Source organism: Flavobacterium sp. N502536, assembly GCF_025947345.1.
Classification (GTDB): domain Bacteria; phylum Bacteroidota; class Bacteroidia; order Flavobacteriales; family Flavobacteriaceae; genus Flavobacterium.
On the sequence record NZ_CP110011.1, the window covers coordinates 2,182,891 to 2,206,359 of the forward strand.

Sequence of the window (23,469 nt, forward strand, 5' to 3'; positions counted from 1 at the left end):
TTTATTGGCACAGTTTTTACCGTAACTTAGATTAAAAAATTTGATGAATGCTATTATTAAGTTTATGAAAAGAAATTATAAAATACTTATAGCCGTATTATGCTTGTCATTGACTTTGTTTGCTTTTAAGATAAATGCAGACAAATCAGTAGATCCGGACCCGAATAGAGATAAAACACTTTTGGAATTATTAGCATTTGTTATTGAAAAAGGACACTACAGTCCGGCAGAAATAAATGACGAGTTTTCTAAAGGAATTTTTAAAGATTATATCGAAGCATTAGACCCTTCAAAAAGATTCTTTTTGCAATCTGATATTGATGAATTCAAACAATATGAGTTGCAATTAGACGATCAGTTTTTGAATAAAGATTTAACGTTTTTCAATCTTACTTATACAAGATTGATGAAACGAATGGAAGAAAGCAAAAAACGTTATAAGACTATTTTAGCACAGCCTTTCAACTACGATGTGGATGAAACTTTTAATGCGGATTATGATAAACTGCCGTATGCAAAAAATACAGCAGAGATTAACGAAAGATGGAGAAAACAAATTAAATTGTCTACCCTTTCTTCATTGGTAACCAAACAAAAATTAGAAGAAGATAAAAAGAAAACAGATCCTAATTATAAGGAGAAAACTTTTGAAACTTTAGAAAAAGAAACTCGTGAAAGTTCATTAAAATCTTTAGACGACAACTTTAGTTTGATTAAAGATCTGAACAAAGAAGATTGGTTTTCAGTATATGTAAACTCAATCATGACGCGTTTTGATCCGCACACCAGTTATTTTGCACCGGAAGATAAAGACCGTTTTGATGTTAACATCAGTGGAAAATTAGAAGGTATTGGAGCAAGACTGACCAAGAAAAATGATTTCACTCAAATCGATGAGTTAATTTCAGGAGGTCCGGCATGGAAAGGAAAACAGCTTGAAGCCGGAGATTTAATTTTGAAAGTTGCACAAGGAAACGAAGAGCCTGTAGATGTCGTAGGAATGCGTTTGGATGATGTTGTGAAAAAAATTAAAGGACACAAAGGAACTGAGGTTAAACTTACGGTTAAAAAAGTAGACGGTACGATTAAGATCATTTCTATCATCAGAGATGTAGTTGAAATTGAAGAAACTTACGCTAAATCGAGTATTGTAGAAAGAAACGGTTTGAAATACGGAGTAATCTATTTACCTAAATTTTATATCGATTTTGAAAATAAAGACGGTCGTGATGCCGGGAAAGACATTGCTCTTGAAGTAGAAAGACTTAAAAAAGAAGATATAAACGGTATCGTGCTTGATGTGCGTGACGATGGAGGTGGATCTTTATCAACTGTAGTGGATATTGCCGGATTGTTTATTGAAGAAGGACCAATCGTTCAGGTAAAATCGGCAGGAAAAAAGAAAGAAGTACTATACGACAAAGATAAAAAAGTAGAGTGGGACGGTCCGTTAGTAATCATGGTAAACAGCTTCTCGGCTTCGGCTTCAGAAATTTTAGCTGCTGCAATTCAGGATTACAAACGTGGAGTGATCATCGGTAGTAAACAAACCTACGGAAAAGGAACAGTTCAAAATGTATTGGATCTAAATCAGTTTGTGCGTAACGCAAATTATGGAGATCTGGGTGCTTTGAAAATTACAGGACAAAAGTTTTACAGAATCAATGGAGGTTCAACTCAGTTAGAAGGAGTTCATAGTGATGTGGTAATGCCGGATCGTTATGCTTACTTAAAAATGGGAGAGCGCGATATTGACAATGCAATGCCTTGGGATAAAATAGATCCTGCTGATTACAGTACATGGCATTCAAATGGAAATTTCAACAAAGCAATTGAAAGCAGTAGAAACAGAATTGCTCAAAATGCGCAATTTAAATTAATTGAAGACAATGCAAAATGGATTGATGTTAAGAATAAAGAGAATACGTATAGCTTAAACATCAAAAGTTTCAAAGCGACTCAGGAGCAGGTAGAAAATGAAGGTAAAAAATACAAACCAATTTCTGATTATAAAAACAGTCTGGTTTTTAAATCATTGCCTTACGAAGAGCTTGAAATGAAAAGCGATGCTACATTAAAAGAAAAAAGAGATGCCTGGCATCAGGCATTGTCTAAAGATGTTTATGTTGAAGAAGCATTGAATGTTTTAGATGATTTACAAGTTAAAAGTGTGGTAAAAAATACCAACACTACTAAAATCAAAAGAGATAAATTAGTAAAATCTTAGTTCTTTAGAAGATTAATTTGTTAAGAAAACGCTCCAAAAAGTATATTTTTTGGAGCGTTTTTTTGTAATTTAACATACTTCTTAGGAACTAAATACTGAAAAAAAATGAAAAACTATATCGTTTGGGGTGTATTGGGATTGGTATTGTTTTCGTGTAAAAAAGAAAGCAGCGAAAGTGAAAAATTGCCTCAGCAGCAGCAGGCTCCGTTTGTTGCAAATCAAAGTAGTACAGACTCTACATTCACAGTCGCGTATTTGCCAACTTCTACCACCAAACAAATCGTAAAGCACAAATACTACACCTTGTCTTACAATGAAAAATTTGAACAGGCAGAGTGGGTTGCTTATGAATTAAAGAAAGAATATTTAAAAAATGCCGACTATAAACGTCCTTATTTCATCGAAGATCCAAAAGTAACAACGGGTTCTGCCGATTGGAGGAATTATAAAAAATCGGGTTATGATAAAGGACATCTTTGTCCGGCCGGAGATATGGAGTTTAATGAGAGTGCTTACAACGATACATTTTACACCTCAAACATTTCACCTCAGGATCACGATTTCAATAGCGGAATCTGGAACAGATTAGAACAAAAAACACGTTACTGGGCTGAAAAGTACAAGGATGTTTATGTAGTGACAGGAGGGATTTTGAAAGATTCAGATAAAAAAATAGGAACAGAGAAAGTCGCTGTTCCTAAATATTTTTATAAAATCATTTTGGCTAAAACCGGAAAAGAGCATAAAGCAATCGCTTTTTTGGTTCCGAATGAGGATAGCGATAAGTCACTTTATGATTTTGTAGTTCCGATCGAAACTCTTGAGAAAATGAGCGGAATTGATTTCTTTCCGAACGTCAAGAATTTAAAAACTAGTCAAAGCTTTTAATTCAGCAATAGTCTGTGTTGGATTTTCGGCTTTAAATACAAAGCTTCCGGCAACCAAAACATCAGCGCCAGCCTCTACTAATTGTTTTGCATTTTTACTGGTAACACCACCGTCAATTTCAATAATTGTCGAAGCATTTTTACGCGTGATTAAGGCTTTTAACTTCTCTACTTTAGCATAAGTGTTTTCGATGAACGACTGACCTCCAAAACCTGGATTTACACTCATAATACATACTAAGTCAATATCGTTGATTACATCTTCTAATAAATCAATATTAGTATGAGGGTTAATCGCTACTCCTGCCTTCATTCCTTCGGCTTTAATGGCCTGAAGTGTTCTGTGTAAATGGGTACAGGCTTCATAATGTACGCTTAAGATATTGGCACCCAAATCGGCAAAAGTTTTGATGTATCGATCCGGATCAACAATCATCAAATGTACATCTATCGTTTTTTTAGCATGTCTTGAAATCGCTTCTAAAACCGGCATTCCGAAAGAAATATTCGGAACAAAAACTCCGTCCATAATATCAATATGAAACCAGTCGGCCTCGCTGTTATTTATCATTTCGATGTCGCGTTGTAAGTTAGCGAAATCAGCTGCAAGAACAGAAGGAGCAATAAGTGTATTCTTCATTGTGTAGTTGTGTGTTGTGTTATTTTTTGCAAAGATAATTTTTTTAATTGCAAAGTTCACAAGGATTAACGCAAAGTTCTTTTGCAATGCTCATTAACTGCAGAAACAACAAAGAACAGGAGGATTAAGTGAGGTGAGAATTAAAATAAGGTACTCGTTTTATGGATAAACGACATCCTTCGAAATAGGGCAATAAAAAACTCCGGTAATCAGCCGGAGTTTCAATCATCAATCAAAAAACGAACAGTCAATCAAACTGTTGTTTGCTTTGGGGTCCAATATAGGCAGTTTTGCAATAAATTCCAAATTCCAACAAAATTATCGGAATTTGGAATTGCTATAATTGGAACTATGGATGTTATCCAAGATAAGTTTTTAAGATTTTACTTCTGGAAGTATGTTTTAATCTACGGATTGCTTTTTCTTTAATCTGACGAACACGTTCACGAGTTAAGTCGAAAGTTTCTCCAATTTCTTCTAAAGTCATTGGGTGCTGATCGCCAAGACCAAAATACAAACGAACTACATCAGCCTCTCTTGGAGTTAATGTTTCTAATGAACGCTCGATTTCAGTACGTAATGATTCGTGAATTAGTTCTCTGTCAGGGTTTGGAGATTCTCCTGAACGTAAAACGTCGTAAAGGTTAGAATCTTCTCCTTCAACAAGAGGTGCATCCATTGATAGGTGACGACCAGAGTTTTTCATAGACTCTTTTACGTCATTTACAGTCATGTCAAGTTCTTTTGCAATTTCTTCAGCAGAAGGTGGACGCTCGTTAGATTGCTCTAATAAAGCATACATTTTGTTGATTTTATTGATAGAACCAATTTTGTTTAATGGTAAACGAACAATACGGGATTGTTCTGCCAAAGCCTGAAGGATCGATTGACGAATCCACCATACAGCGTAAGAGATGAATTTGAAACCACGAGTTTCATCAAAACGTTGAGCCGCTTTAATTAAACCTAAGTTTCCTTCATTTATTAAGTCAGGAAGAGTTAATCCTTGATTTTGATATTGTTTAGCAACCGATACAACGAAACGTAGGTTAGCTTTTGTTAATTTTTCTAATGCTCTTTGATCACCGGCTTTTATTCTTTGTGCTAATTCTACCTCTTCATCAGCGGTAATTAGGTCAACTTTTCCAATTTCTTGTAGGTATTTGTCTAATGATGCAGTTTCACGATTGGTTACCTGCTTGGTGATTTTAAGTTGTCTCATGTTTTTTGTCTCCTCAATTTTTAAGTGTACAAGTAGTTATACGTAAGAAGTTGAAAAAAGGTTACAATTACTTTAAATTATTTTTAAAATTAATTGGTTTATCTTTTTTAACTTGCTGAGCTCTAATTTGAAACGTCTTCTTTTACGGTTATAATTTCTTTAATAAAAACAGGTTTTCCTGCTGCGGAAAATCCTTCCAGCGTTATTTCAAATTTGCCGGATACATCTGAGGTGTAAAATTGTATTTTTGAATTAGCATCATTTAAATTAACGTTAGGGATCCATAGAAGCTGGTGCCTGAAATCAGGAATCCTTTCATTTTTAGTGGTGGTATAATCGGGTTTAAAGTATTCTTTTTTAGGCTGTGGTCTTAAAAGTTCAGGTCGTATAATAAAGCTGCCTTTAAGTTTGGTTTCATAATCACCGTTTTTAGTGGTAAAGGAAACCACACCGTTAAAAGATTTGGCGCCATAGTAGTAAATTCCTTTTACCACATTGACTTTGTATATGTTTTTAGGGCTATACTGAAAAAGCTCGCTCAGGTCTTCTATAATCAGTCCGTCTACTACTATTAAAGCGGGTAAGGCAGATTCGTAGTTGGGATCATAGTCGTAAACGTGGATGGCATAGTTGTTTTTTTCTTTTGAGAAATAGACACCGTTTACCACTTCGGTTATGGTTTCTTCCATGGTTGGAAATCGTGTAAAGGCATCCAGTTTATACTCTTTTGATAATTTGTTGTAAAAAGGAATAGTATCGGTAGAAGCTAAGGTGCTGTCTTTTTTAATGTTATAATAGGCATTTTCTATTTGGGTGGAAATCAATCTTTCGGAAATGTTTTGTTTGAATTCGGAGTTGAACTGAAATTCCGGAAAGCTTAAATTTGAAAGATTGCTATTTTTAGGTTTGTCCATTTCAATCGTATAATCCTGTTTGTTGTCCTCAAGAATTTGAACGATGACATTTGAACTTGGATTTGGTTTTTCGAGATTGAAAACAAAATTCCCTTCATTGTCTGTTTTGGCAAGCTTTAAAACATAATTTTTGCCTACTATCGAAAGGGCAACTTTTTTGTTTTTAGTTTCTGCACTATTGGATTTTATTTTCCCTGAAATGATTTCACCTCGTAATTCCGGTAATAGAAAATTAGGATTTTTTATTGGTGTTTCCGTATTGTTAGAGGTATTGTTTGCAGCAAGTTCCGCAAAATTTGTTTTCTTCTGAGCAACAAACCCATCTGCTTTTCGTACGGAAAGTAGATAATTGCCCTTTGCAAATTCATCAGAACCAGTGTTGATTTGCAGTTCTGCCAAATCTCTGTTTTTATAGGTTTTATTTTTTAAATTAAACGAGATGTTTGTATTGGTTACGCTTTCAGTTGGAGCTGTTTCTTTTTGAGAAATAGTATTTAGGGGTTTGTCTTTATAGGGGTTTAAGATGTAAATGTCAATGTTGCAGTATTCGGAAGCCTCTTTGTTTAACATCCAGTTGGTGTACCCTATTAGCTTGTAGTTTCCGGTTTCGAGAGTTGTTGGAATGAAAAAAGCACTGCTGGCAGTTCCATTTTCAAGAAATAATTTATGGGTAAGAATTGTTGTTTTGTTTTTATCGATCAGTTGTAAGTAAGCAACTTTACTATATTTTGATGTTTCGTTTGTTGCTTTATTGATGCAAAAAAGCTGGTAGAACAAAGATTCTCCGGTTACATACGAATTGGAGTTGGTACTGATGTAAACAGACTCGTTTAGTTTCTTGTCTATTTCGTTCAGTTCAGTTGTGGCAGTGTTTTTCTGAGCAAACGAAATTTGCTGAAAACTCATTGCTACGGCTATGATGGCGATGTATTTTAGTCTATCCAAAATGATGGTTTTGCGTTTGATGAAAATGAAGTGCAGTCTCCGCATTCTACGGGATACAATAAGTACTTTGGGGTTTCGTTAGGGAAATAAACTTTAATTCCTGATTTGATTAGGTCTAGAATATCATCACCCTGACACTCGGTTGAAGAATCGAAACAATAATTAAAGTAAAATTGGTCTATTTCATTTTCAGGAATTGGAGAGGGACAATCATATTGGTATTTGGGCATTGGTTCTTTAGGAAAAAGATCGGTAAAACTAAAAAAGATTCTTTTTTCGGAATAAGAAGACACATTAAAAAAGCCAATTACTTTTTCACCGGGATTGTCAACCGGTTTTATGTTTCCGTAAAAAAATCCGGGCTGGGTTTGCGATAGAATACTTCCTATGTCGGATATATCTTTTAAGGTTTCATAAAAAGTATGGGCAGCAAGATTCTGAACATATTGTTTGACTAATATGCTGTATCTGCTTCTGATAATTGGGTCTTTACTGCTAATAAACTTAATTGGAAAATCAGTTACTTTATCCTCGCTTAGCTGGTTAGTGTTGGTTAGAATTAATTCATTCGATTTTTTATCTGAATAGCAAATTCTGACTTCTGTCTTCCTGTCTTCAAATACAATTTGTCCTTTTGGATTGGAGCCTGGAGCAAAAAAAACAGCGACGGCTTTTTTAGAATACGCTTTAGGCGCAATTATTTTATAGGTTTCATCGTACTCGTACCTGTAATAGCGGGATTTGTTTGTTGGATCGTTACTGCTTACGGTAATTTCAGCCCCTAGTACCCCTTTTTTGGTCACCGCTTTTGCTTCGAGTTTTTCGATCTGAGTCTGTTGTGGCAGTTTCTCTTCATTCGAGACATAACTTCTTCCGTTTTTAGTAAGGATGTGCAATTGATAGGCCCTGTCAGGACTGGCCTGAAACGGATTCAGGGAAATATAAGTTTCATTTTTTTCCTGAAAATCGTATTTATTGCCCAGATCATCTGTTACATATACCACCGCTTTACTTTCAAAGATTGGTTTCTTGCTTTCAAGTTTATAGGTTCTGGACAATTTAATCTGCTGACTTTTTAATTCGTTTGTAATGGTTGCTTCTATCACAAGAGCATCCTCAAATCCATTGGTCTGATAGGAGTAGGGTGTTGTACATCCGAATGTCATCGAGAGGAATATCGTTATAAGAAATCCAAAGAGTAAGGTCTTTTTCATCACTTTTAAAATTTAAAATTATAAGTAATTGTTGGTATCGGAACAGAAAAAATAGAGGTTTGATAGGCTTTTACCTGCCCTTCTTTTGTTACGAAAAAGATAGAATAAGGATTGTTTCGTCCCAAAACATTGTAAATCGAAATGTTCCAGAAACTATGCGCTAATTTTTTTATTTTATGGTTGCCTTCAATATTTATTCCGATGTCTAATCTGTAATAGTCCGGTATTCTGTATTTGTTTCGATCGCTGTACAGCGTATATTCTGCGCCATTATAATTGTACTTTCCAATAGGATAGGTTATAGGTCTTCCGGTTTGATACACAAAATTCGAAGAAAAGCTATAACGGTGTGTAAATTTGTAATTCAGTACAATGCTTAAGTCATGCGGTTTATCAAAGTTCGTTGGAAAGTACGCTCCGTTGTTTACCTTTTCATCGTTAAATTGACTGTCCAGTTTTATAAAAGTTCTGGAATAGGTGTAGCCAAGCCAGCCGTTAAGCCTTCCTACTGATTTTTTTAGTAAAAATTCGACACCATAAGCTTTTCCATTGCCTTGAAGTAATTCGGTTTCAAGATCTTTGTTTAAGAGCAGGTTTGCTCCAACTTTGTAATCCAGTATGTTTTTAGAAGTTTTGTAGTATCCTTCAAGGCTTAACTCGATATCTTTATAATCCAGTTTCTTAAAAATACCCAAAGAGTACTGTAATCCGCTTTGAGGTTTAACATTCAAATCCGACAATTTCCAGGTATCGGTAGGCGATTGTGTTGTGTTATTGGTTAACAAATGGATGTATTGATAGTTTTTATCAAAACCGGCTTTTACAAATAGACTTTCATCAAAGATATAGCGTAAGGCAACTCTAGGTTCAAAACCTCCATAAGTTGTGATTACTTTGTTATTGCCATACGTTTTTTCTTCTACAACGGTCGAAGGAGTCATAGGCACACCCTCCTGGTAAATTTTCTGAGTAGAGGCCCCTAAAGCGGCATATAAAGAATATCGGGCTCCAACATCTAACAACAGCTTCTCGGTGATTTTAAATTTATCCGATAAAAACAAAGCCGACTCCAGTCCCTTTTCATCATCAACTTTTATGGGATTTACGATTGAAGATTCTCCATTTGGATTGAGCTCACCCGGACTAACTTTGTATAATTTGCTCGTTATTCCGTACGTGAATTTGTGTTTACTGCTAAGTTCGCTATTGAATTTAAGGCTTGCCTGAGTTTCGTTTATTTTATATTTGAAAATAAAAGATTCAGGATTAACAGATTCATAGTCGATACTGAATTTGTATTCGCTATTGGACACATTAAACTCGCTATTGTTTTTTTCGTTAAAAGCGTGTTTCCATTTCAAAGAAATAAGGCGGTTGCTGTATTGGTATAGCGAGTCAGGGGTGATGCTGTACTTGTCTTTGCTGTAGTAGGCAGTACCTTCAACGGAATTGTTTTTGTTTATTTTGTGACTGTATTTTGCGAATAAATCATAGAAAGAAGCCTGGCTGTCTTTTAGGTTTTCATCGTCTAAGGTTTTTAGGATCCAGTCAGAATATGTGGCTCTTCCGCCTACTAATAAACTTGCTTTGCCTTTTACAACCGGGATTGAAGCGGTAAGGTTACTCGTAACCGGGCCAATACCTCCCTCTCCCGAAAACTTTTCGGTGTTTCCGTTTTTAGAGGTAATATCAAAAACCGACGATAATCTGCCACCGAATTCGGATGGGATACCTCCTTTGTAAATGTCAATTTTATTGATCGTATAAGGGTTAAGCGAGGAGAAAAAACCAAAAAGGTGAGAAGGATTGTATATCGTTCCGTTGTCCAGTAACATCAGGTTTTGATCTTCTTTTCCTCCTCGGACATTAAATCCTGATGAGCCTTCTCCGGCAGTTTTTATACCGGGAATGGTGAGCGCAATTTTCAATACGTCTCTTTCTCCAAAAATCAACGGGACTGTTTTTACGCCTTCGGCTTCAATGGTCGTAACTCCTGTGATGGCGGTTCTTATGTTTTGGCTGTTTTTTCCCTTTACAACGACCTCTTTCAATTGATTTACTTTTTCAATTATCGAGAAATCCAACGTACCATCGCTGTAGATCATTATTTTTCGCGCTGTGTTATTGTACAAGATCGACTCGATCTCGATTGTTGCCAATCCAACAGGTAGTTTTAGGCTATAGAATCCTTCGGCATTTGTAACGGTTGTTGCTGTCGAATTTTTTGCTTTTACCGTTATATCGGCCAAAGGTTTTTCGTTTTTTAGATCGGTGATACGGCCCGAAATGGTGTAGAAATCGGTATCAGAGTCGATGGTTTCTTTTCCAATTAACGCAATAGGAGCGGCCTGATCGGTTTTGTTTTTTGTAACGGAATCGTACTGTTGAAAAAAGATAGGGGCATTAACGGTTCGACCTTTATCATTCTGAAATTTGTCGTAGATGATACTGTTTTTCGTTAAAATAACTTTGTTTTTGGTGATAAAGAAATTAAGATCAGTGTCTTCAAAAACTTTGTTTAATACCTCTTGTACTGTTTTATTGGAGTACTCTCCCGATATTAAGACGTTAGTATCGATCCATTCGTTTTGAAAATAGAATTTATAAGTTGTAGAAGCTTCTATTTTTTTTAAAACTTCAACCCGATTGATGTTGCTGTAATTGAGGTTAATTTTTTGATCTTGTGAATAAATGAATTGGTTAAAACCGAAAAATAATAAAAGAAGGGTAAGTATTCTCATTTGGATAATTGCTACGGATTTTAGTTATTTATGTACTTCAGGAGGTTTTTCATAAATAGTGCAGCATCTTCCTTCTTTAAATTTCTATACATAAGATAAAAATCATTTATTTTCCTTTTGTTATCCTGAAACAGTGTTGTGATTTCCTTTTTATCATTTATAGGATAAAATGTATTTTGTTTTAAAAGAATAAATTCACGTTTGGGTACATAACCTATTAAATCGACTTCGGCTTTGTTGATTTTTTTCTTTTCTTTAGAGTGCTTTATGTAAAGAATAATGTTGTTTCCTACCGGAACTTCTTCATAATATCCCTTTCTGAAACTGTCTGAATAAGGGACGTTCAGATTTACAAATTTTTCATTGCCTATTGTAAAAGAGCTAATGTTTTCGGTAAAAAGATTAACCTTAGTAGTGTTTTGCTCCCCGTACGGTTTTATAACCAGTTCATCAGTATACGTATCGTAGTTTAATAATAAATCAGCATAATTTTGATTATTATACTGCATACTTCCTTTTTTAAAATCTTCGGAAATATAATAACGATTTTGATTGTTGACGGTTTTGTCGAAGTTTAAATGAGCCGGGCCGTTTTCAAATTCTAAGGATTCTACACCCAGGTTTTTGTCAAACCAGTTGTATACTGAGATTTCATTGCTTGTTTGTCCGTAAATGGTGTATGCATTTAAGAATAAGACAAATAAAATTAGGTAGTGGTTTTTTATTTGATTTTTCTTCAAAGGAGTGGTTGTTTAGGATATTTTGGTTTATAGCTTCTCAAAAATATCGAAAAAATGTTAATAAGCGCGGTGTTTTTGTTAAATAATAAAGATGTTGATGTTTTTTGACTTAAAAAAGAAGTAATTTATGCAATGTCGATGAAATTTAAGAGGTGTTTTTGTCTAAAAATAAAAAAAACACCCTGACTTAAAAGATTAAGCAGTAGTGTTTCATTAAAAAAGGGGCAAAAAATATTTTTTAGTCCGAAAAATCGTCTGAGGTATCTAAGATGTCGTCAAAGATTTTCTTAAGTGATTTTATATAGACTGGGAATGCAATGGCTAGCAAGAGATATTCTATTCTGAAAACCGTGATGTCGTCAAGAATTTTATATAAACAAGGAATGATAAATAGAAGAGAGACAGTTACGCCAACCCAGGGGTTGTTTTTTATTTTTTTTAATATTGATAAAAGCTTCATGTCTGATGGTCTGTTTAATTCAATTCTCATTTACGTTTTATAATTTGGGTTTCTTGGGGTAAAAGTAATTTTGATTTTTGGGAAGGAAATTAAAAATGTCACGAAAGCTGAATTTGTTGTCATGAAATCTTTAGGAGCCTTTGTGGTTGGGAGTATTTCTTTCAAAACAAAAAAAATCCTCCCGGATGGAGAGGATTTGCGGAGGTGTTATTTTTTGAGCTCTTGCTGTTACGACAAAATGTTCATTTTTTTTATAAAATCTTTATAGGTGTCGCTCAGATTTATTTTGTGATCGCCTTTTAAAATAATGAGATTATCGGCCAGGATAATTTCTTCTATTTTATTGGTGTTTACAATCGTATTTCGATGTGTTTTGATGAACCTGTTCTTGTCTAACAAATTGCTGATTTTTGTCAATGAAATCAGAATTACAAATTTTTCCTTCTCGGTAATGATGTTGCAATAGCGTTCTTCGACATCAATGTAGAGGATATCGTTGAGTGCTACCTTCTTTAAAGAGTTTTTCTTCTTTATAAACAAGTAGTCATTACTAATCACGGTATCTTGTTCTTCATTTTGAAAAACATTGGTTTGGGCATAAAACTTTTCGACAGCCATTTCTATGGCATATAGTATTTCCAGCTCGTTAAAAGGTTTCAGCAAAAAACTGAAAGGTTTTGTAAGTTTAGCTCTTTCAAAGATCTGACGGTCTTGTGAACTGGTTAAAAAGACAAATGGTTTGGAGGCGTTTGGAATAATGTTGATCGATTCGGCAAACGTAATTCCTTCCGGTTTTCCGTCTAAAAAAACATCAATAATAATGATGTCTATCGTATTCTCGTAAAAAAGTTTCAGTGCATCGGTAAAATTGGTTGCAACTCCTACAATATTATAATTGTTTTGCCGCAGTACCTTACATAGCGCTTCGCTTTGTTCCGGGGTATCTTCTATAATTAAAACATGAATGTTATCCATCGGTGGTTGTTTTTGGGAAAGTCAAAATCATTTTAGTTCCTATATTGAGCTCGCTTTCTATGGCTAGTGTTCCGCCATTTTTTTTGATCATTTGTTTGCACAGCTGCAAACCTAAACCGGTACCTATAATTTCAGAATTATTTTTTTTGGCGAGTAAAGAAGTATTGTCGGTAAGTAATTCTTTAATGGTTTCCGGGCTCATTCCGATTCCGTTGTCCTCAAGGATCAGATCGCAAAAATCAGGATTGGTTTCCCGGGTGTAAAAGCTTATTTTACCATTTTCATTCGAAAATTTAATCGCATTGTCCAATAAATTACGAAGTACAATTTTTAACGAATCGAGGTCTACGAAGATAAAACTATTTTTTGAAACTAAATTCTCAAAAGTAATGGTTTTGTCCAGTAGCAAAGGTTTGTAATTGTATTCGATTTGCTGCACGATAGAATACAAGTGAACGGATTCTTGGTGAAAGTACAATTGTTTGGTTTGTAACATGGCCCAATGCAGTAAATTATCCAATAAGCTATAGGCACCGCTTGCAATAGTACTGTTTTGAATAATGAGTTGATTCAATTCATCATAATTCTTGGTTTCCAATGTTGCCGATAACTTCGCGTTACTTGTTTTGAGCGCATTTACCGACGAGCGCAGATCATGGCTTACAATAGAGAACAGTTGATCTTTGGTCGTATTTAATTGATCGAGTTTGTTTTTTTGAAGTAATATGGTTTTGCCATTTTTTACTTTTTGGGCGTAGAGATACACTCCTGCTGTTAAGATTAGCAATAGACCAACGGCTGCAAAAAAGAAACCGTTACGTTGGGTATTTTTAAGTTTGTTTTCTACTTCAAGTACTTTTATTTGTTTTTGCTTTTGGGCTACAGCGAATTTTTTCTCAAAGTCGGCAACGGCCCAAATTTTATTTTGATTGTTGAGGGAGTCTTTCCATTGCTCTGATTCTTTCCTGTATTCTAAGGCTTTTTTAAAATTACCTTTGTTTTCTTCAACAACAGCCATGTTTTTTGAAGCGACTCTTTTAGTGTCAAAATCTTTTATTTTTGTTGAGAGTTTATAAGCTTTTGTAAAGTAAGGAATGGCTTGGTCGTCTTTGTATTGTGAATAATATAAATTGGCAATATTCATATACAATCCAATTAAAGAAATTAAGTCATTTTCTGTTTCTTTTAGTTTCAGACTTTTGAAAAAGTAGTTTTCAGCTTTAAGAAAATCATTAAGATGTAGATAACAAATGCCTAAGTTTTCATATATAATACTTAATTTGTAATCTTGATTATTGGAAAGAGGTTTCTTTTCAGCTTTTTCGAAATGATAAATAGCTTTTTTAAAATCTCTTAGTTCTAAAGAAATTTGCCCAAGGTTTTTATTTATAAAAGGGTAAAGTTTGAAGCTGTTAGATACCAAAAGCATTTCTCTTTGGGCTTCTTTGAATAATCTTTTTTCTCTAAAGCTATATCCTCTGAAAAAGTGGCAATAATCAATTATTTTTTTGTTTTTTGCCACTGCTAAAGCACTAATAGAATAGGTTAGAGTGGAATCCCAATTCTTCTTTATAAAAGATGCTTTTGCTTGTTCGAAATTAATTTCTTTTTCAAATTCTTTACTTTCATCTTCGACTACTTTATTTAATGTCATAATAATTGGTTTTACTTGACAGAAAAGTAAACACGGGAGACTAAGCAGAATTATAGTGATGAAAATATTAATTCTTAGCATGTTGTAAGTTAGCTATATGTGAAATTAAGAAAGAAAAACATCGCTTGATTTGTGACGATCTAAGCGATGTGTGTTCATTTTTTAGTTGCCTACCTTAGTTTCTGTACCTCTAGAGGTTTCAGGGTCTAAATTTCTTAAGTAAGATGTAACGCTCTTAATATTGTTAACTGTATCGGAAATATAATCGATTTCAACATACCAAACATCGTAAGTATCTGGTGTGCTTTCATCCCAGTCATAATCAAAATAAACTTCGATATTGGTATCATTTTCGATTAGGGTTCCAACCACCGGGCTTTGCGAATCTTTAGAGTTGATGTATACCGTAGCACAGATTTTTAAGGTAAGTACACCTTGATTTCTGTAAAGTTGTGCTGAGGCTAGAGGCGGGATTGGAAAAGTAAGACCGCTTTGGTCTGAAAAGACAAAATCTTGCTCGTTAATTTTTGTGATTTGGGTAATGTTAAAGTACATAATTGTGTTTTAAGGATTACTAATTTGTTTTTTTGGCGTGTTAAAGATATTTTATTTTCCTGTATAAATGTAAGGTTTGTCGTGTTTTTTTGTGATTATTCGGGTATTTGAGGAGATATTTAGTGAAAAATTGCAATAAAAACGAAAAACCCCAATTCAAATACATGAATTGGGGTTTTCTATGAATAAACCTTTAGTAAACTAAGATCTGATTACTCTTTTTTCTCCTCACGTGGAGGTCTTTGTAAAAGTGCTTTTCTTGACACTTTTTCTTTTTTAGTTTTAGGATCTACACCTAAGTATTTCACTTGGAATACATCACCCATGTTTACAACATCAGTAACATTTTCAGTGCGTTCCCATGCTAATTCAGAAACGTGTAATAAAACTTCGTTTCCTGGTGCAGCAGTATATTCTACTACAGCTCCAAAATCTAACATTTTAATTACTTTTACTTCGTAAGCTTCTCCCATTTGTGGTTTGAAAGTGATTGACTTAATTTTTGCCAATACTGCTTCAATTCCGGCAGGATCTGTACCTAAGATTTCGATTACACCTTGTTCGTCAACTTCGTTGATTACAATAGTCGTTCCTGTAGCTTTTTGTAATTCCTGAATTACTTTTCCACCAGGTCCGATTAATGCTCCAATAAAGTTTCCAGGAATAGTTCTGGTAATGATTTTTGGTGCATGTGCTTTCACGTCAGCTCTTGGCGCAGCAATTGTTTCAGTCAGTTTACCTAAAATGTGCAAACGTCCTTCTCTTGCTTGTCCTAAAGCTTGTTCCATAATGTCATAACGTAAACCATCAATTTTGATGTCCATTTGACAAGCGGTAATACCGTCAGCAGTTCCGGTTACTTTAAAGTCCATATCTCCTAAGTGATCTTCATCACCTAAAATATCTGACAATACAGCAAATTTCTCACCGTCAGTAATTAATCCCATAGCGATTCCTGAAACCGGTTTTGTCATTTGAACTCCGGCATCCATTAAAGCCATTGTTCCTGCACAAACAGTTGCCATAGAAGAAGAACCATTAGATTCTAAAACTTCAGAAACAATACGGATAGTGTAAGGACAATCAGCAGGAATCATATTTTTCAAAGCTCTTTGAGCTAAGTTACCGTGACCAACCTCTCTTCTTGAAGTTCCTCTTAGAGGTTTTGCTTCACCAGTTGAGAAAGGAGGGAAGTTGTAGTGTAAATAGAATTTCTCTTCACCTTGCTCAGATGGAGAATCAATTTGGTTTGCTTCTCTTGAAGTTCCAAGAGTTACAGTTGCCAATGCCTGAGTTTCTCCACGTGTAAACAATGAAGATCCGTGAACTCTTGGTAAGTAATCAGTTTCACACCAGATTGGTCTGATATCTGTTGTTTTTCTTCCGTCTAAACGAACACCTAATTCTAATACTACGTTACGAACAGCTTCTTTGTTTGTTTTGTAAAAATATTTAGAAACTAAATCTCCATCAGCAGCTAATTCTTCTTCTGTAAATAAAGCTTTTACTTCTTCTTTTACTTCAGCAAATGCAGCACCTCTTTCGTGTTTAGCCGAACCAACTTTTGCAATAGCATAGATTTTATCATATGCTGCAGCTTTTACTTTTTTGTAAATTTCTTCGTTTTCTTTCTCACCTTCGTAAGTACGAATTTCTTTTTTACCAAAAGCAGCTTGCAAACGCAATTGCGCCTGGATTTGTATTTTAATAGCTTCGTGAGCAAACTTAATGGCTTCCACCATTTCAGCTTCTGAAATTTCTTTCATCTCACCTTCAACCATCGCAACAGAATCCAAAGAAGCTCCAATCATCATATCGATGTCAGATTTTTCTAATTCTACTCTGCTTGGGTTGATTACGAATTTTCCATCGATACGTGCAACACGTACTTCAGAAATTAAGTTATAAAATGGAATGTCTGAAACTGCTAATGCTGCAGATGCCGCTAGACCAGCCAAAGCGTCCGGCATAACCTCTTCGTCATGAGACATCAATTGAATCATAACCTGAGTTTCAGCATGGTAATCGTCTGGGAAAAGCGGACGTAAAACACGGTCAACTAATCTCATTGTCAATACTTCGCTATCACTTGGACGAGCTTCTCTCTTGAAGAAACCACCCGGAAAACGACCTGCTGCTGCAAATTTTTCGCGATAATCTACTGTTAATGGTAAAAAATCAACGCCTGGGTTAGAAGTGCGAGCTGAAACTGCTGTCGCAAGAATCATCGTGTCGCCCATTCTTACTACTACAGAACCGTCCGCTTGTTTCGCTAAACGCCCTGTCTCGATTGTGATGCTTCTGCCATCACCTAAATCGATCTTTTCTACAAATAATTGTGGAATCATAATTTTTCCTTATTGGTTATACAATGGGTTTTAGTTGTGTTGTAGTTGTTGTTGTGTGTAGTTATTGTTCTAAAACCCAATGAAAAACCAAACTTTTTTTCTTATAAAATGCTTGTAATGTAAAAACAAAAAGAGGCACTCTCGCACCTCTTTTCTATATTGATTATTTTCTGATATTCAATACTTTGATAATCTCACGATATCTGTTGATCTCTTTCTTTTTCAAGTAGTCCAACAAAGCTCTTCTTTTACCTACTAATAGTACAAGTGAACGCTCAGTGTTGTAATCGTGACGATTTTTTTTCAAGTGTTCAGTTAAGTGTGAAATTCTGTAAGTGAACAATGCGATTTGACCTTCTGCGCTTCCAGTGTTTGTTGCAGCACCGTGTTGTGCGAAAATCTCTTCTTTCTTTTCTTTAGTTAAATACATTCCAATATTATTTAATGATTTTTATGTATGTCGTACAACTTTTGTAAGACGGTGCAAAATTAGAACTTTTTTCTGAAAAAATAAATTTAAATATTGAAAAAATTAAACATTTGGTAATTTAACACCATATTTAACTTTTTAAAATGAGATCCTGATTAAAATAATTTGGCAACTTCCTGATTTACGAACTCTAAAAACCTTTCATCGGCTTCTGTAAACGGATCAATAACATGACTGTCAATGTCGATTTGACCAATATTTATACCGTTAACAAATAAAGGAACTACTATTTCAGATTTTACAGTAAAACTGCAGGCAATATAATTGTCCTGAGCGGCAACATCCGGCACTACAAAATTGGCATTACTTTCGGCTACCTGACCGCAAATCCCTTTTCCGAAAGGAATAACAGTATGGTCTGTTTCTGCTCCAACATACGGCCCCAAATGCAGAGTTTTGTTCTCGTGATTGGCAAAATAAAAACCAACCCAGTTGTAGTATTCAATATTTTCGTTCAATAACTGACAGATTGCTAATAATTTTTCGTCTCTAACTAATACTGAATCAGAAACAATAGCGCTTATTTTTGGTTGTAATTCTTGAAATGTCATGATGTTAAAATTTTATACAAAAGTATTTAAAGCTAAACTCAAAAAATACATAAATTTGAAAAAAAATTCCGTTGAAAAAATATTTAGTACAGTTTAAGCCCTTCCTGATTTTTATAAGCACTTTTTTTGCGGCCTATATTGTACTAACCTTGGTGTATAAGTTCTATTTGAACGGTTTCGGACCCAATGAAGTAGATGGAATAACCAATGTTGTGGGGCGAAATGTAGAACAACTCATGCAATTGTTTCATTGTGATATCAAAGTTCATAAAAGCCTCACTGATTCGTGGTTAGAAGTTTGGTACAATAAACATTATTCGGTTCGAATCGTTGAAGGTTGCAATGCTGTAAGCGTTATGATTCTGTTTGTTGCGTTTGTACTGGCATTTTCCGGAAAGTTTAAAGCTACTTTGTTGTTTATCCTATTTGGAATCTTTTCTATTTATGTTTTAAATGTGGCCAGAATTGCACTATTGGTGGTTTTGCTGTTTCGTTTTCACGAACACAATCATTTTTTACACGGAACTTTGTTTCCTTTAATGATTTACGGTTTCGTTTTTCTTTTGTGGATTGTTTGGGTAAACAAATTTTCGAAGTATGCTAAATAAAATCCTCGAACACAAATTCAAATTAATAATTGCAACAGCAATTGTACTGTGTTTTGCCGTTATCAGAGCTTTTGAAAATCAGCTGTTTTATGATCCTTTTCTGAGTTATTTTGACGGGAATTTTAAAAATTTGCCTTTTCCGGAAGTAGAGACTTTTGCTCTTTTTTGGAATCTGTTACTTCGATACGTCCTGAATACGATTCTGTCTCTTGTATTGATCTATACCTTGTTTCAGGATCGGGATATGTTTCAATTCAGCCTGTTTTTATATGCGTTTTTTGCTGTGCTGCTTCTGGTAATGTTTTTTGTTATTCTCGAATGTTTTCCACAGTGGAACTGGCTTCTTTTTTATGTACGACGATTCATTATTCAGCCCATATTTGTGCTGTTATTTATTCCTGCATTTTATTATCAGCAACAAAATTTAAAAAAATAACACTTTATGCGGTCATTTTTGGTGTCTTTTAAATAATTTTGCAGTATGAAACTAAAAAAGTGCACCGGATTATTTTTAGCCTTCCTGTTGTTGGTCTCCAACATTGGGTTTGCTTTTGATGTGCACTATTGCGGTGGTGAGATTGCTTCGGTTTCGTTAAACACCACAGTTGCCGCTGCGGAAAAGAATTGTTGTGGGGCATCCGAAAAAAAATCATCCTGCTGTAAAGACAAAGTCGTTCATTTTGAGAAGAAATCAGACGATGCTACTTTAAAATTTTTCTTCTTTCAGCTTGCTTTTCCTCCGGTAATTCAGGAGTATCAGCCAATTGCTTTTCTTGGAATTTCAAATTTCAAAAGCAATCAGGTCATTTCGTATTATTCTGATGCGAATGCGCCTCCTTTATTCAAATTATACCATCAGTATATTTTTTATTCCTGATTTTAATGTTTAGATCCGGGCCATTTTGGCTTGTGCTATGCTGTTTGTTTATTTCTCCTTTGGAAGAAATAACATCAGAGCGGCCTTCTATTTAACATTAAAGTCAATTTTTTATGCAAAAAAATATAATGCTTTTTGTGGCGTTTTTGCTGTCAGTAGCTGTGTTTTCACAGGAAGATTTACAGGAAGTAAAAATTACAAAAAAGCAAAAAGGAATAAAAAAATCCTATACGCTTACCGCCAACACATCTGTTATTACAAGCAAAGAACTGCTAAAAGCGGCCTGCTGTAATCTGGCCGAGAGTTTTGAAACAAACCCTTCAATAGATGTAAATTTTTCCGACGCTTTAACCGGAACCAAACAAATTAAAATGCTTGGTCTGACAAGCCCTTATTTATTAATTACCGAAGAGAATCTTCCTTCTGTACGAGGGGCTTCACAAGCTTACGGATTATCGTTTACTCCGGGAACATGGATAGAAAGTGTTCAGATTACTAAAGGGGCGGGCAGTGTTATCAATGGGTACGAGAGTATTTCAGGACAAATTAATACTGAACTTTTAAAACCATTAAGCGATATCCCATTTTTCTTAAACGCCTATGGTTCTACCGATGCCCGTTTTGAGTTGAATACCCATTTCAACAAAAAATTATCGGATAAATGGGCAACGAGTTTATTTGTTCATGGTAATGCCCGTGTAGCGAAAAACGACATGAACGATGACGGATTTTTAGACAATCCGCTGGGGAAACAAATTAACGTTTTAAACCGTTACCAATATTATAATCCGGATAGTGGTTTGGTGAGTTTTATCAATTTCAGGTATATGAATGATAAAAAACAAACCGGAGAAGTAGATTTCGATAAAGATACCGATCGTGGAACAAAGAATCGTTGGGGGTCCGAGATCAATACAGAACGTTTTGATGTTTCTACTAAGATAGGCTATGTGTTTAAAGACATGCCGTATCAAAGTATTGGTTTTCAGAATGCCTTTAACACCCACAATCAGAACTCTTATTTTGGTTTGAGTCTTTATGATATCAGGCAAAATAGCTATTATTCAAATTTAATTTTCAATTCGATTATTAACAATACAAAGCATAAATTCTCTACGGGTTTAAATTTTGCTTACGATCAGTATCAGGAGTTTGTAAATGCAAATGACTACAGCCGAATTGATAATTCTGTTGGTGCATTTTTTGAGTATACTTATGACAATACCGATAATTTTAGTTTGATTTTAGGGGGTAGGGTAGACAATCACAATCGATTGGGGTTATTTGTTACGCCGCGTCTGCACATGCGATACAATCCCTGGAAGTTTGGGGTGCTTCGTTTTTCTGCCGGAAGAGGAAAGCGTTCGGCTAATATTTTCGCCGAAAATCAGCAGCTTTTTGCGAGTTCCAGAACGTTTTCGATTTTAGATCAAAGTGGAAAAATTTACGGATTGAATCCGGAAATCGCATGGAATTACGGGGTGAGTTTTTCTCAGAAATTCCGTGTTTTTAATAAAAATGCTGAAGTTGGATTTGATTTCTATCGTACCGATTTTCAAAATCAGGCCGTTGTCGACTTGATGCAAAGTCCGCAGGATGTTTTGTTTTATAATTTGAAAGGAAGCTCGTTTGCCAATAGCTTTCAGTTCGAATTTAATTTCGAATTTATCCATAACCTGAATTTAAGAACGGCTTACAAGTATTACGACATTCAAACGGATTATTTGCGTGGTACTTTTCAGCGTCCTTTACAGGCAAAACACCGCTTTTTGGGGAATCTGGAATATGAAACCAAGCTGAACAATGATAAACAATGGAAATTTGATTATACTTTTAACTGGTCCGGAAAACAACAATTGCCTTATACAGCCTCAAACCCGACTGCAGATCAGTTTCCTGATTTTTCGCCTTCGTATGCGGTGATGAATGTTCAGGTAACGAGAATTTTTTCTTCTGTTTTTGAAGTATATGTAGGAGGAGAGAATATTGGAAATTACAAACAGCAAAAAGCCATTTTGGGAGCTTCAGACCCATTTGGTCCTAATTTTGATGCTTCTGTTGCGTATGCTCCTATTTTTGGACAGATGTATTATGCAGGATTGCGGTTTAAGATAAAGTAATTGTAAAATGTGAGCTGTAAAATGTGAAAATTTATTCAACCATCTAACATATAACATCTCACACATAAGATAAGAATAATAACACTAAACAATAAATAAGATGAATAGAATAATTTTAATCGCGCTGATTACTTTTTTAGGATTTTCGGCTCAGGCACAAACTAAGAAAAACAAGAATTTAAAGTACACAACCGAGGTAAATGGTAACTGCGAGCAATGCAAAAAACGTATTGAAAAGGCAGCCTTTAGTGTTCCGGGGGTAAAATCGGCAACCTGGGACATTAGTACTCATCAGCTTGCGGTGATTTTAAACGAAGAAAAATCATCTCCTGCAGATTTGAATGCTGCTGTAGCTAAAGTCGGACATGATACTAAGGAGGTTAAAGCTACGGATGCCGATTATGACAATTTGCATTCTTGCTGCAAGTATGTAAGAGAATAAAAAAACTGCAGAGCCCGGGTTTATACTCGGGCTTTTAATAGTTAATTTATCTTTAAAATATGGCTTTTAATTGTGGTTGAAGCAAATTATTGCTAATTTCACAAACTTATAAATATAACCAAACGCATTTATGAATAATTTTGATTGGACACAATTAATCAACCCTGAATTTTATATAACATTAAGCATTGGAGGGGTTCAAATTGGTTTATTTATTGTTCTCTTTATAGTTTTTGCAGAAACAGGTCTTTTTGCGGGATTTTTTCTTCCGGGAGACAGTTTACTTTTTTTAGCAGGTATTTACAGCCGTGATTTAATGCAAAATGTTGTCGATATTCCGGCAGATTTTCTTAATGTCTTTATACTTTCAACCCTTGTTGCCATAATGGGAGTCTTGGGGAATATGACCGGATATTGGTTTGGAGCCAAAAGCGGTTACTATTTGTTCAAAAAAGAAGATTCTTTCTGGTTCAAGAAAAAATACTTATTACAGTCAAAAGACTTCTTTGAGAAGTACGGCGGAAAAGCAATTATCTATGCGCGTTTTCTTCCGATTTTCAGAACTTTCGCTCCTATTGTGGCAGGGATCGTTTCTATGGATAAACAAAAATTTATGTTCTATAATGTATTGAGTTCTTTCCTTTGGTCGTTTATACTGATCTTCGCAGGACACTATTTATATGGCGTGTTCCTAAAAGAAGGAATAGATTTAAAACATCACATCGAATACATCATTATTATAATTGTAATCATATCTACATTTCCGGTATTGGTAAAGCTTTTTAAAAAGAGACCAAGCGAAAAGATATAATTAAACAAAGGTATAAAAAAGTCCGAAACAGTTGAGTTTCGGACTTTT

The 23,469-nt window shown here is 34.8% G+C and carries 20 protein-coding genes; 8 read left to right on the top strand and 12 right to left on the bottom strand.

All coding sequences use genetic code 11. The features are described from left to right. The first annotated feature begins 43 nt into the window (after positions 1-43). Together OLM61_RS09655 and OLM61_RS09660 are read left to right on the top strand one after the other, a co-directional pair. Positions 44-2,227: a carboxy terminal-processing peptidase gene (locus OLM61_RS09655; RefSeq protein ID WP_264526141.1), complete on the top strand. Its 2,184-nt coding sequence runs from the start codon at positions 44-46 to the stop codon at positions 2,225-2,227. Positions 2,228-2,332: 105 nt separating this feature from the next. Continuing rightward, positions 2,333-3,115 (top strand): DNA/RNA non-specific endonuclease, encoded by a 783-nt coding sequence (locus OLM61_RS09660; RefSeq protein ID WP_264526142.1) that lies wholly within the window; start codon positions 2,333-2,335, stop codon positions 3,113-3,115. Here OLM61_RS09660 and rpe read toward each other — a convergent pair. The 12 genes from rpe to OLM61_RS09720 all read right to left on the bottom strand — a co-directional run bounded on the left by rpe (position 3,092) and on the right by OLM61_RS09720 (position 18,563). Continuing rightward, positions 3,092-3,754, bottom strand: coding sequence for a ribulose-phosphate 3-epimerase (gene rpe, locus OLM61_RS09665; RefSeq protein WP_264526143.1), 663 nt, complete (start codon positions 3,752-3,754; stop codon positions 3,092-3,094). The two genes, OLM61_RS09660 and rpe, sit on opposite strands and share 24 nt — an antisense overlap. 358 nt (positions 3,755-4,112) lie before the next feature. Then, complete coding sequence (locus tag OLM61_RS09670; protein WP_007804760.1) at positions 4,113-4,976, bottom strand: RNA polymerase sigma factor RpoD/SigA; 864 nt, start codon at positions 4,974-4,976, stop codon at positions 4,113-4,115. Positions 4,977-5,098: 122 nt separating this feature from the next. Continuing rightward, positions 5,099-6,835, bottom strand: a complete 1,737-nt coding sequence (locus tag OLM61_RS09675) for a hypothetical protein (RefSeq protein ID WP_264526144.1) — start codon at positions 6,833-6,835, stop codon at positions 5,099-5,101. Beyond that, positions 6,823-8,049 carry a DUF4249 domain-containing protein gene (locus OLM61_RS09680; RefSeq protein WP_264526145.1) on the bottom strand — a complete coding sequence of 409 codons (1,227 nt, stop codon included), beginning with the start codon at positions 8,047-8,049 and terminating at the stop codon, positions 6,823-6,825. Before OLM61_RS09680 ends, OLM61_RS09675 begins: the two co-directional genes overlap by 13 nt. 5 nt (positions 8,050-8,054) lie before the next feature. Then, positions 8,055-10,790: a TonB-dependent receptor gene (locus tag OLM61_RS09685; protein ID WP_264526146.1), complete on the bottom strand. Its 2,736-nt coding sequence runs from the start codon at positions 10,788-10,790 to the stop codon at positions 8,055-8,057. Positions 10,791-10,810: 20 nt separating this feature from the next. Then, positions 10,811-11,530 (bottom strand): hypothetical protein, encoded by a 720-nt coding sequence (locus OLM61_RS09690; RefSeq protein WP_264526147.1) that lies wholly within the window; start codon positions 11,528-11,530, stop codon positions 10,811-10,813. A gap of 688 nt (positions 11,531-12,218) precedes the next feature. Further along, on the bottom strand, positions 12,219-12,965 hold the full coding sequence (locus OLM61_RS09695) for a LytR/AlgR family response regulator transcription factor (RefSeq protein WP_264526148.1): 747 nt from the start codon (positions 12,963-12,965) through the stop codon (positions 12,219-12,221). Continuing rightward, a complete protein-coding gene (locus OLM61_RS09700) occupies positions 12,958-14,619 on the bottom strand; it encodes an ATP-binding protein (protein ID WP_264526149.1) in 1,662 nt (553 codons plus the stop codon). Before OLM61_RS09700 ends, OLM61_RS09695 begins: the two co-directional genes overlap by 8 nt. A 162-nt stretch (positions 14,620-14,781) precedes the next feature. After that, positions 14,782-15,174: a hypothetical protein gene (locus tag OLM61_RS09705; RefSeq protein WP_264526150.1), complete on the bottom strand. Its 393-nt coding sequence runs from the start codon at positions 15,172-15,174 to the stop codon at positions 14,782-14,784. A gap of 212 nt (positions 15,175-15,386) precedes the next feature. Beyond that, on the bottom strand, positions 15,387-17,522 hold the full coding sequence (locus OLM61_RS09710) for a polyribonucleotide nucleotidyltransferase (RefSeq protein ID WP_264526151.1): 2,136 nt from the start codon (positions 17,520-17,522) through the stop codon (positions 15,387-15,389). A 163-nt stretch (positions 17,523-17,685) separates the two neighbouring features. Next, on the bottom strand, positions 17,686-17,952 hold the full coding sequence (gene rpsO / locus OLM61_RS09715) for a 30S ribosomal protein S15 (protein WP_026983900.1): 267 nt from the start codon (positions 17,950-17,952) through the stop codon (positions 17,686-17,688). Positions 17,953-18,107: 155 nt separating this feature from the next. Further along, a complete protein-coding gene (locus OLM61_RS09720; protein ID WP_264526152.1) occupies positions 18,108-18,563 on the bottom strand; it encodes a GAF domain-containing protein in 456 nt (151 codons plus the stop codon). A gap of 71 nt (positions 18,564-18,634) precedes the next feature. Here OLM61_RS09720 and xrtF point away from each other — a divergent pair, with 71 nt between their 5' ends. The 6 genes from xrtF (at position 18,635) to OLM61_RS09750 (ending at position 23,421) form a co-directional block, all read left to right on the top strand. After that, positions 18,635-19,171 carry an exosortase family protein XrtF gene (gene xrtF / locus OLM61_RS09725; RefSeq protein ID WP_264526153.1) on the top strand — a complete coding sequence of 179 codons (537 nt, stop codon included), beginning with the start codon at positions 18,635-18,637 and terminating at the stop codon, positions 19,169-19,171. After that, a complete protein-coding gene (locus OLM61_RS09730; RefSeq protein ID WP_264526154.1) occupies positions 19,161-19,607 on the top strand; it encodes an exosortase F system-associated membrane protein in 447 nt (148 codons plus the stop codon). The genes xrtF and OLM61_RS09730 overlap by 11 nt, the downstream gene beginning before the upstream one ends. Positions 19,608-19,652: 45 nt before the next feature. Further along, the gene (locus OLM61_RS09735) at positions 19,653-20,048 is read left to right on the top strand and encodes an HYC_CC_PP family protein (RefSeq protein WP_264526155.1); all 396 of its coding nucleotides are present in this window, start codon (positions 19,653-19,655) and stop codon (positions 20,046-20,048) included. A 113-nt stretch (positions 20,049-20,161) separates the two neighbouring features. Beyond that, positions 20,162-22,168 carry a TonB-dependent receptor plug domain-containing protein gene (locus OLM61_RS09740; protein WP_264526156.1) on the top strand — a complete coding sequence of 669 codons (2,007 nt, stop codon included), beginning with the start codon at positions 20,162-20,164 and terminating at the stop codon, positions 22,166-22,168. 100 nt (positions 22,169-22,268) lie between these two features. Beyond that, positions 22,269-22,610: a heavy-metal-associated domain-containing protein gene (locus tag OLM61_RS09745; RefSeq protein WP_264526157.1), complete on the top strand. Its 342-nt coding sequence runs from the start codon at positions 22,269-22,271 to the stop codon at positions 22,608-22,610. A 130-nt stretch (positions 22,611-22,740) separates the two neighbouring features. Then, positions 22,741-23,421, top strand: a complete 681-nt coding sequence (locus OLM61_RS09750) for a DedA family protein (RefSeq protein ID WP_173966575.1) — start codon at positions 22,741-22,743, stop codon at positions 23,419-23,421. The last annotated feature ends 48 nt before the right edge of the window (positions 23,422-23,469 follow it).

Bases quoted from the DNA above. Each gene is read 5' to 3' on its own strand.
- OLM61_RS09695 (WP_264526148.1), bottom strand. From the start codon at position 12,965: ATGGATAACATTCATGTTTTAATTATAGAAGATACCCCGGAACAAAGC.
- rpsO (WP_026983900.1), bottom strand. From the start codon at position 17,952: ATGTATTTAACTAAAGAAAAGAAAGAAGAGATTTTCGCACAACACGGT.
- OLM61_RS09720 (WP_264526152.1), bottom strand. From the start codon at position 18,563: ATGACATTTCAAGAATTACAACCAAAAATAAGCGCTATTGTTTCTGAT.
- OLM61_RS09680 (WP_264526145.1), bottom strand. From the start codon at position 8,049: ATGAAAAAGACCTTACTCTTTGGATTTCTTATAACGATATTCCTCTCG.
- OLM61_RS09710 (WP_264526151.1), bottom strand. From the start codon at position 17,522: ATGATTCCACAATTATTTGTAGAAAAGATCGATTTAGGTGATGGCAGA.
- OLM61_RS09700 (WP_264526149.1), bottom strand. From the start codon at position 14,619: ATGACATTAAATAAAGTAGTCGAAGATGAAAGTAAAGAATTTGAAAAA.
- OLM61_RS09750 (WP_173966575.1), top strand. From the start codon at position 22,741: ATGAATAATTTTGATTGGACACAATTAATCAACCCTGAATTTTATATA.
- OLM61_RS09685 (WP_264526146.1), bottom strand. From the start codon at position 10,790: ATGAGAATACTTACCCTTCTTTTATTATTTTTCGGTTTTAACCAATTC.
- rpe (WP_264526143.1), bottom strand. From the start codon at position 3,754: ATGAAGAATACACTTATTGCTCCTTCTGTTCTTGCAGCTGATTTCGCT.
- OLM61_RS09660 (WP_264526142.1), top strand. From the start codon at position 2,333: ATGAAAAACTATATCGTTTGGGGTGTATTGGGATTGGTATTGTTTTCG.
- OLM61_RS09655 (WP_264526141.1), top strand. From the start codon at position 44: ATGAATGCTATTATTAAGTTTATGAAAAGAAATTATAAAATACTTATA.
- OLM61_RS09735 (WP_264526155.1), top strand. From the start codon at position 19,653: ATGAAACTAAAAAAGTGCACCGGATTATTTTTAGCCTTCCTGTTGTTG.
- OLM61_RS09730 (WP_264526154.1), top strand. From the start codon at position 19,161: ATGCTAAATAAAATCCTCGAACACAAATTCAAATTAATAATTGCAACA.
- OLM61_RS09670 (WP_007804760.1), bottom strand. From the start codon at position 4,976: ATGAGACAACTTAAAATCACCAAGCAGGTAACCAATCGTGAAACTGCA.
- OLM61_RS09705 (WP_264526150.1), bottom strand. From the start codon at position 15,174: ATGTACTTTAACATTACCCAAATCACAAAAATTAACGAGCAAGATTTT.
- OLM61_RS09745 (WP_264526157.1), top strand. From the start codon at position 22,269: ATGAATAGAATAATTTTAATCGCGCTGATTACTTTTTTAGGATTTTCG.
- OLM61_RS09740 (WP_264526156.1), top strand. From the start codon at position 20,162: ATGCAAAAAAATATAATGCTTTTTGTGGCGTTTTTGCTGTCAGTAGCT.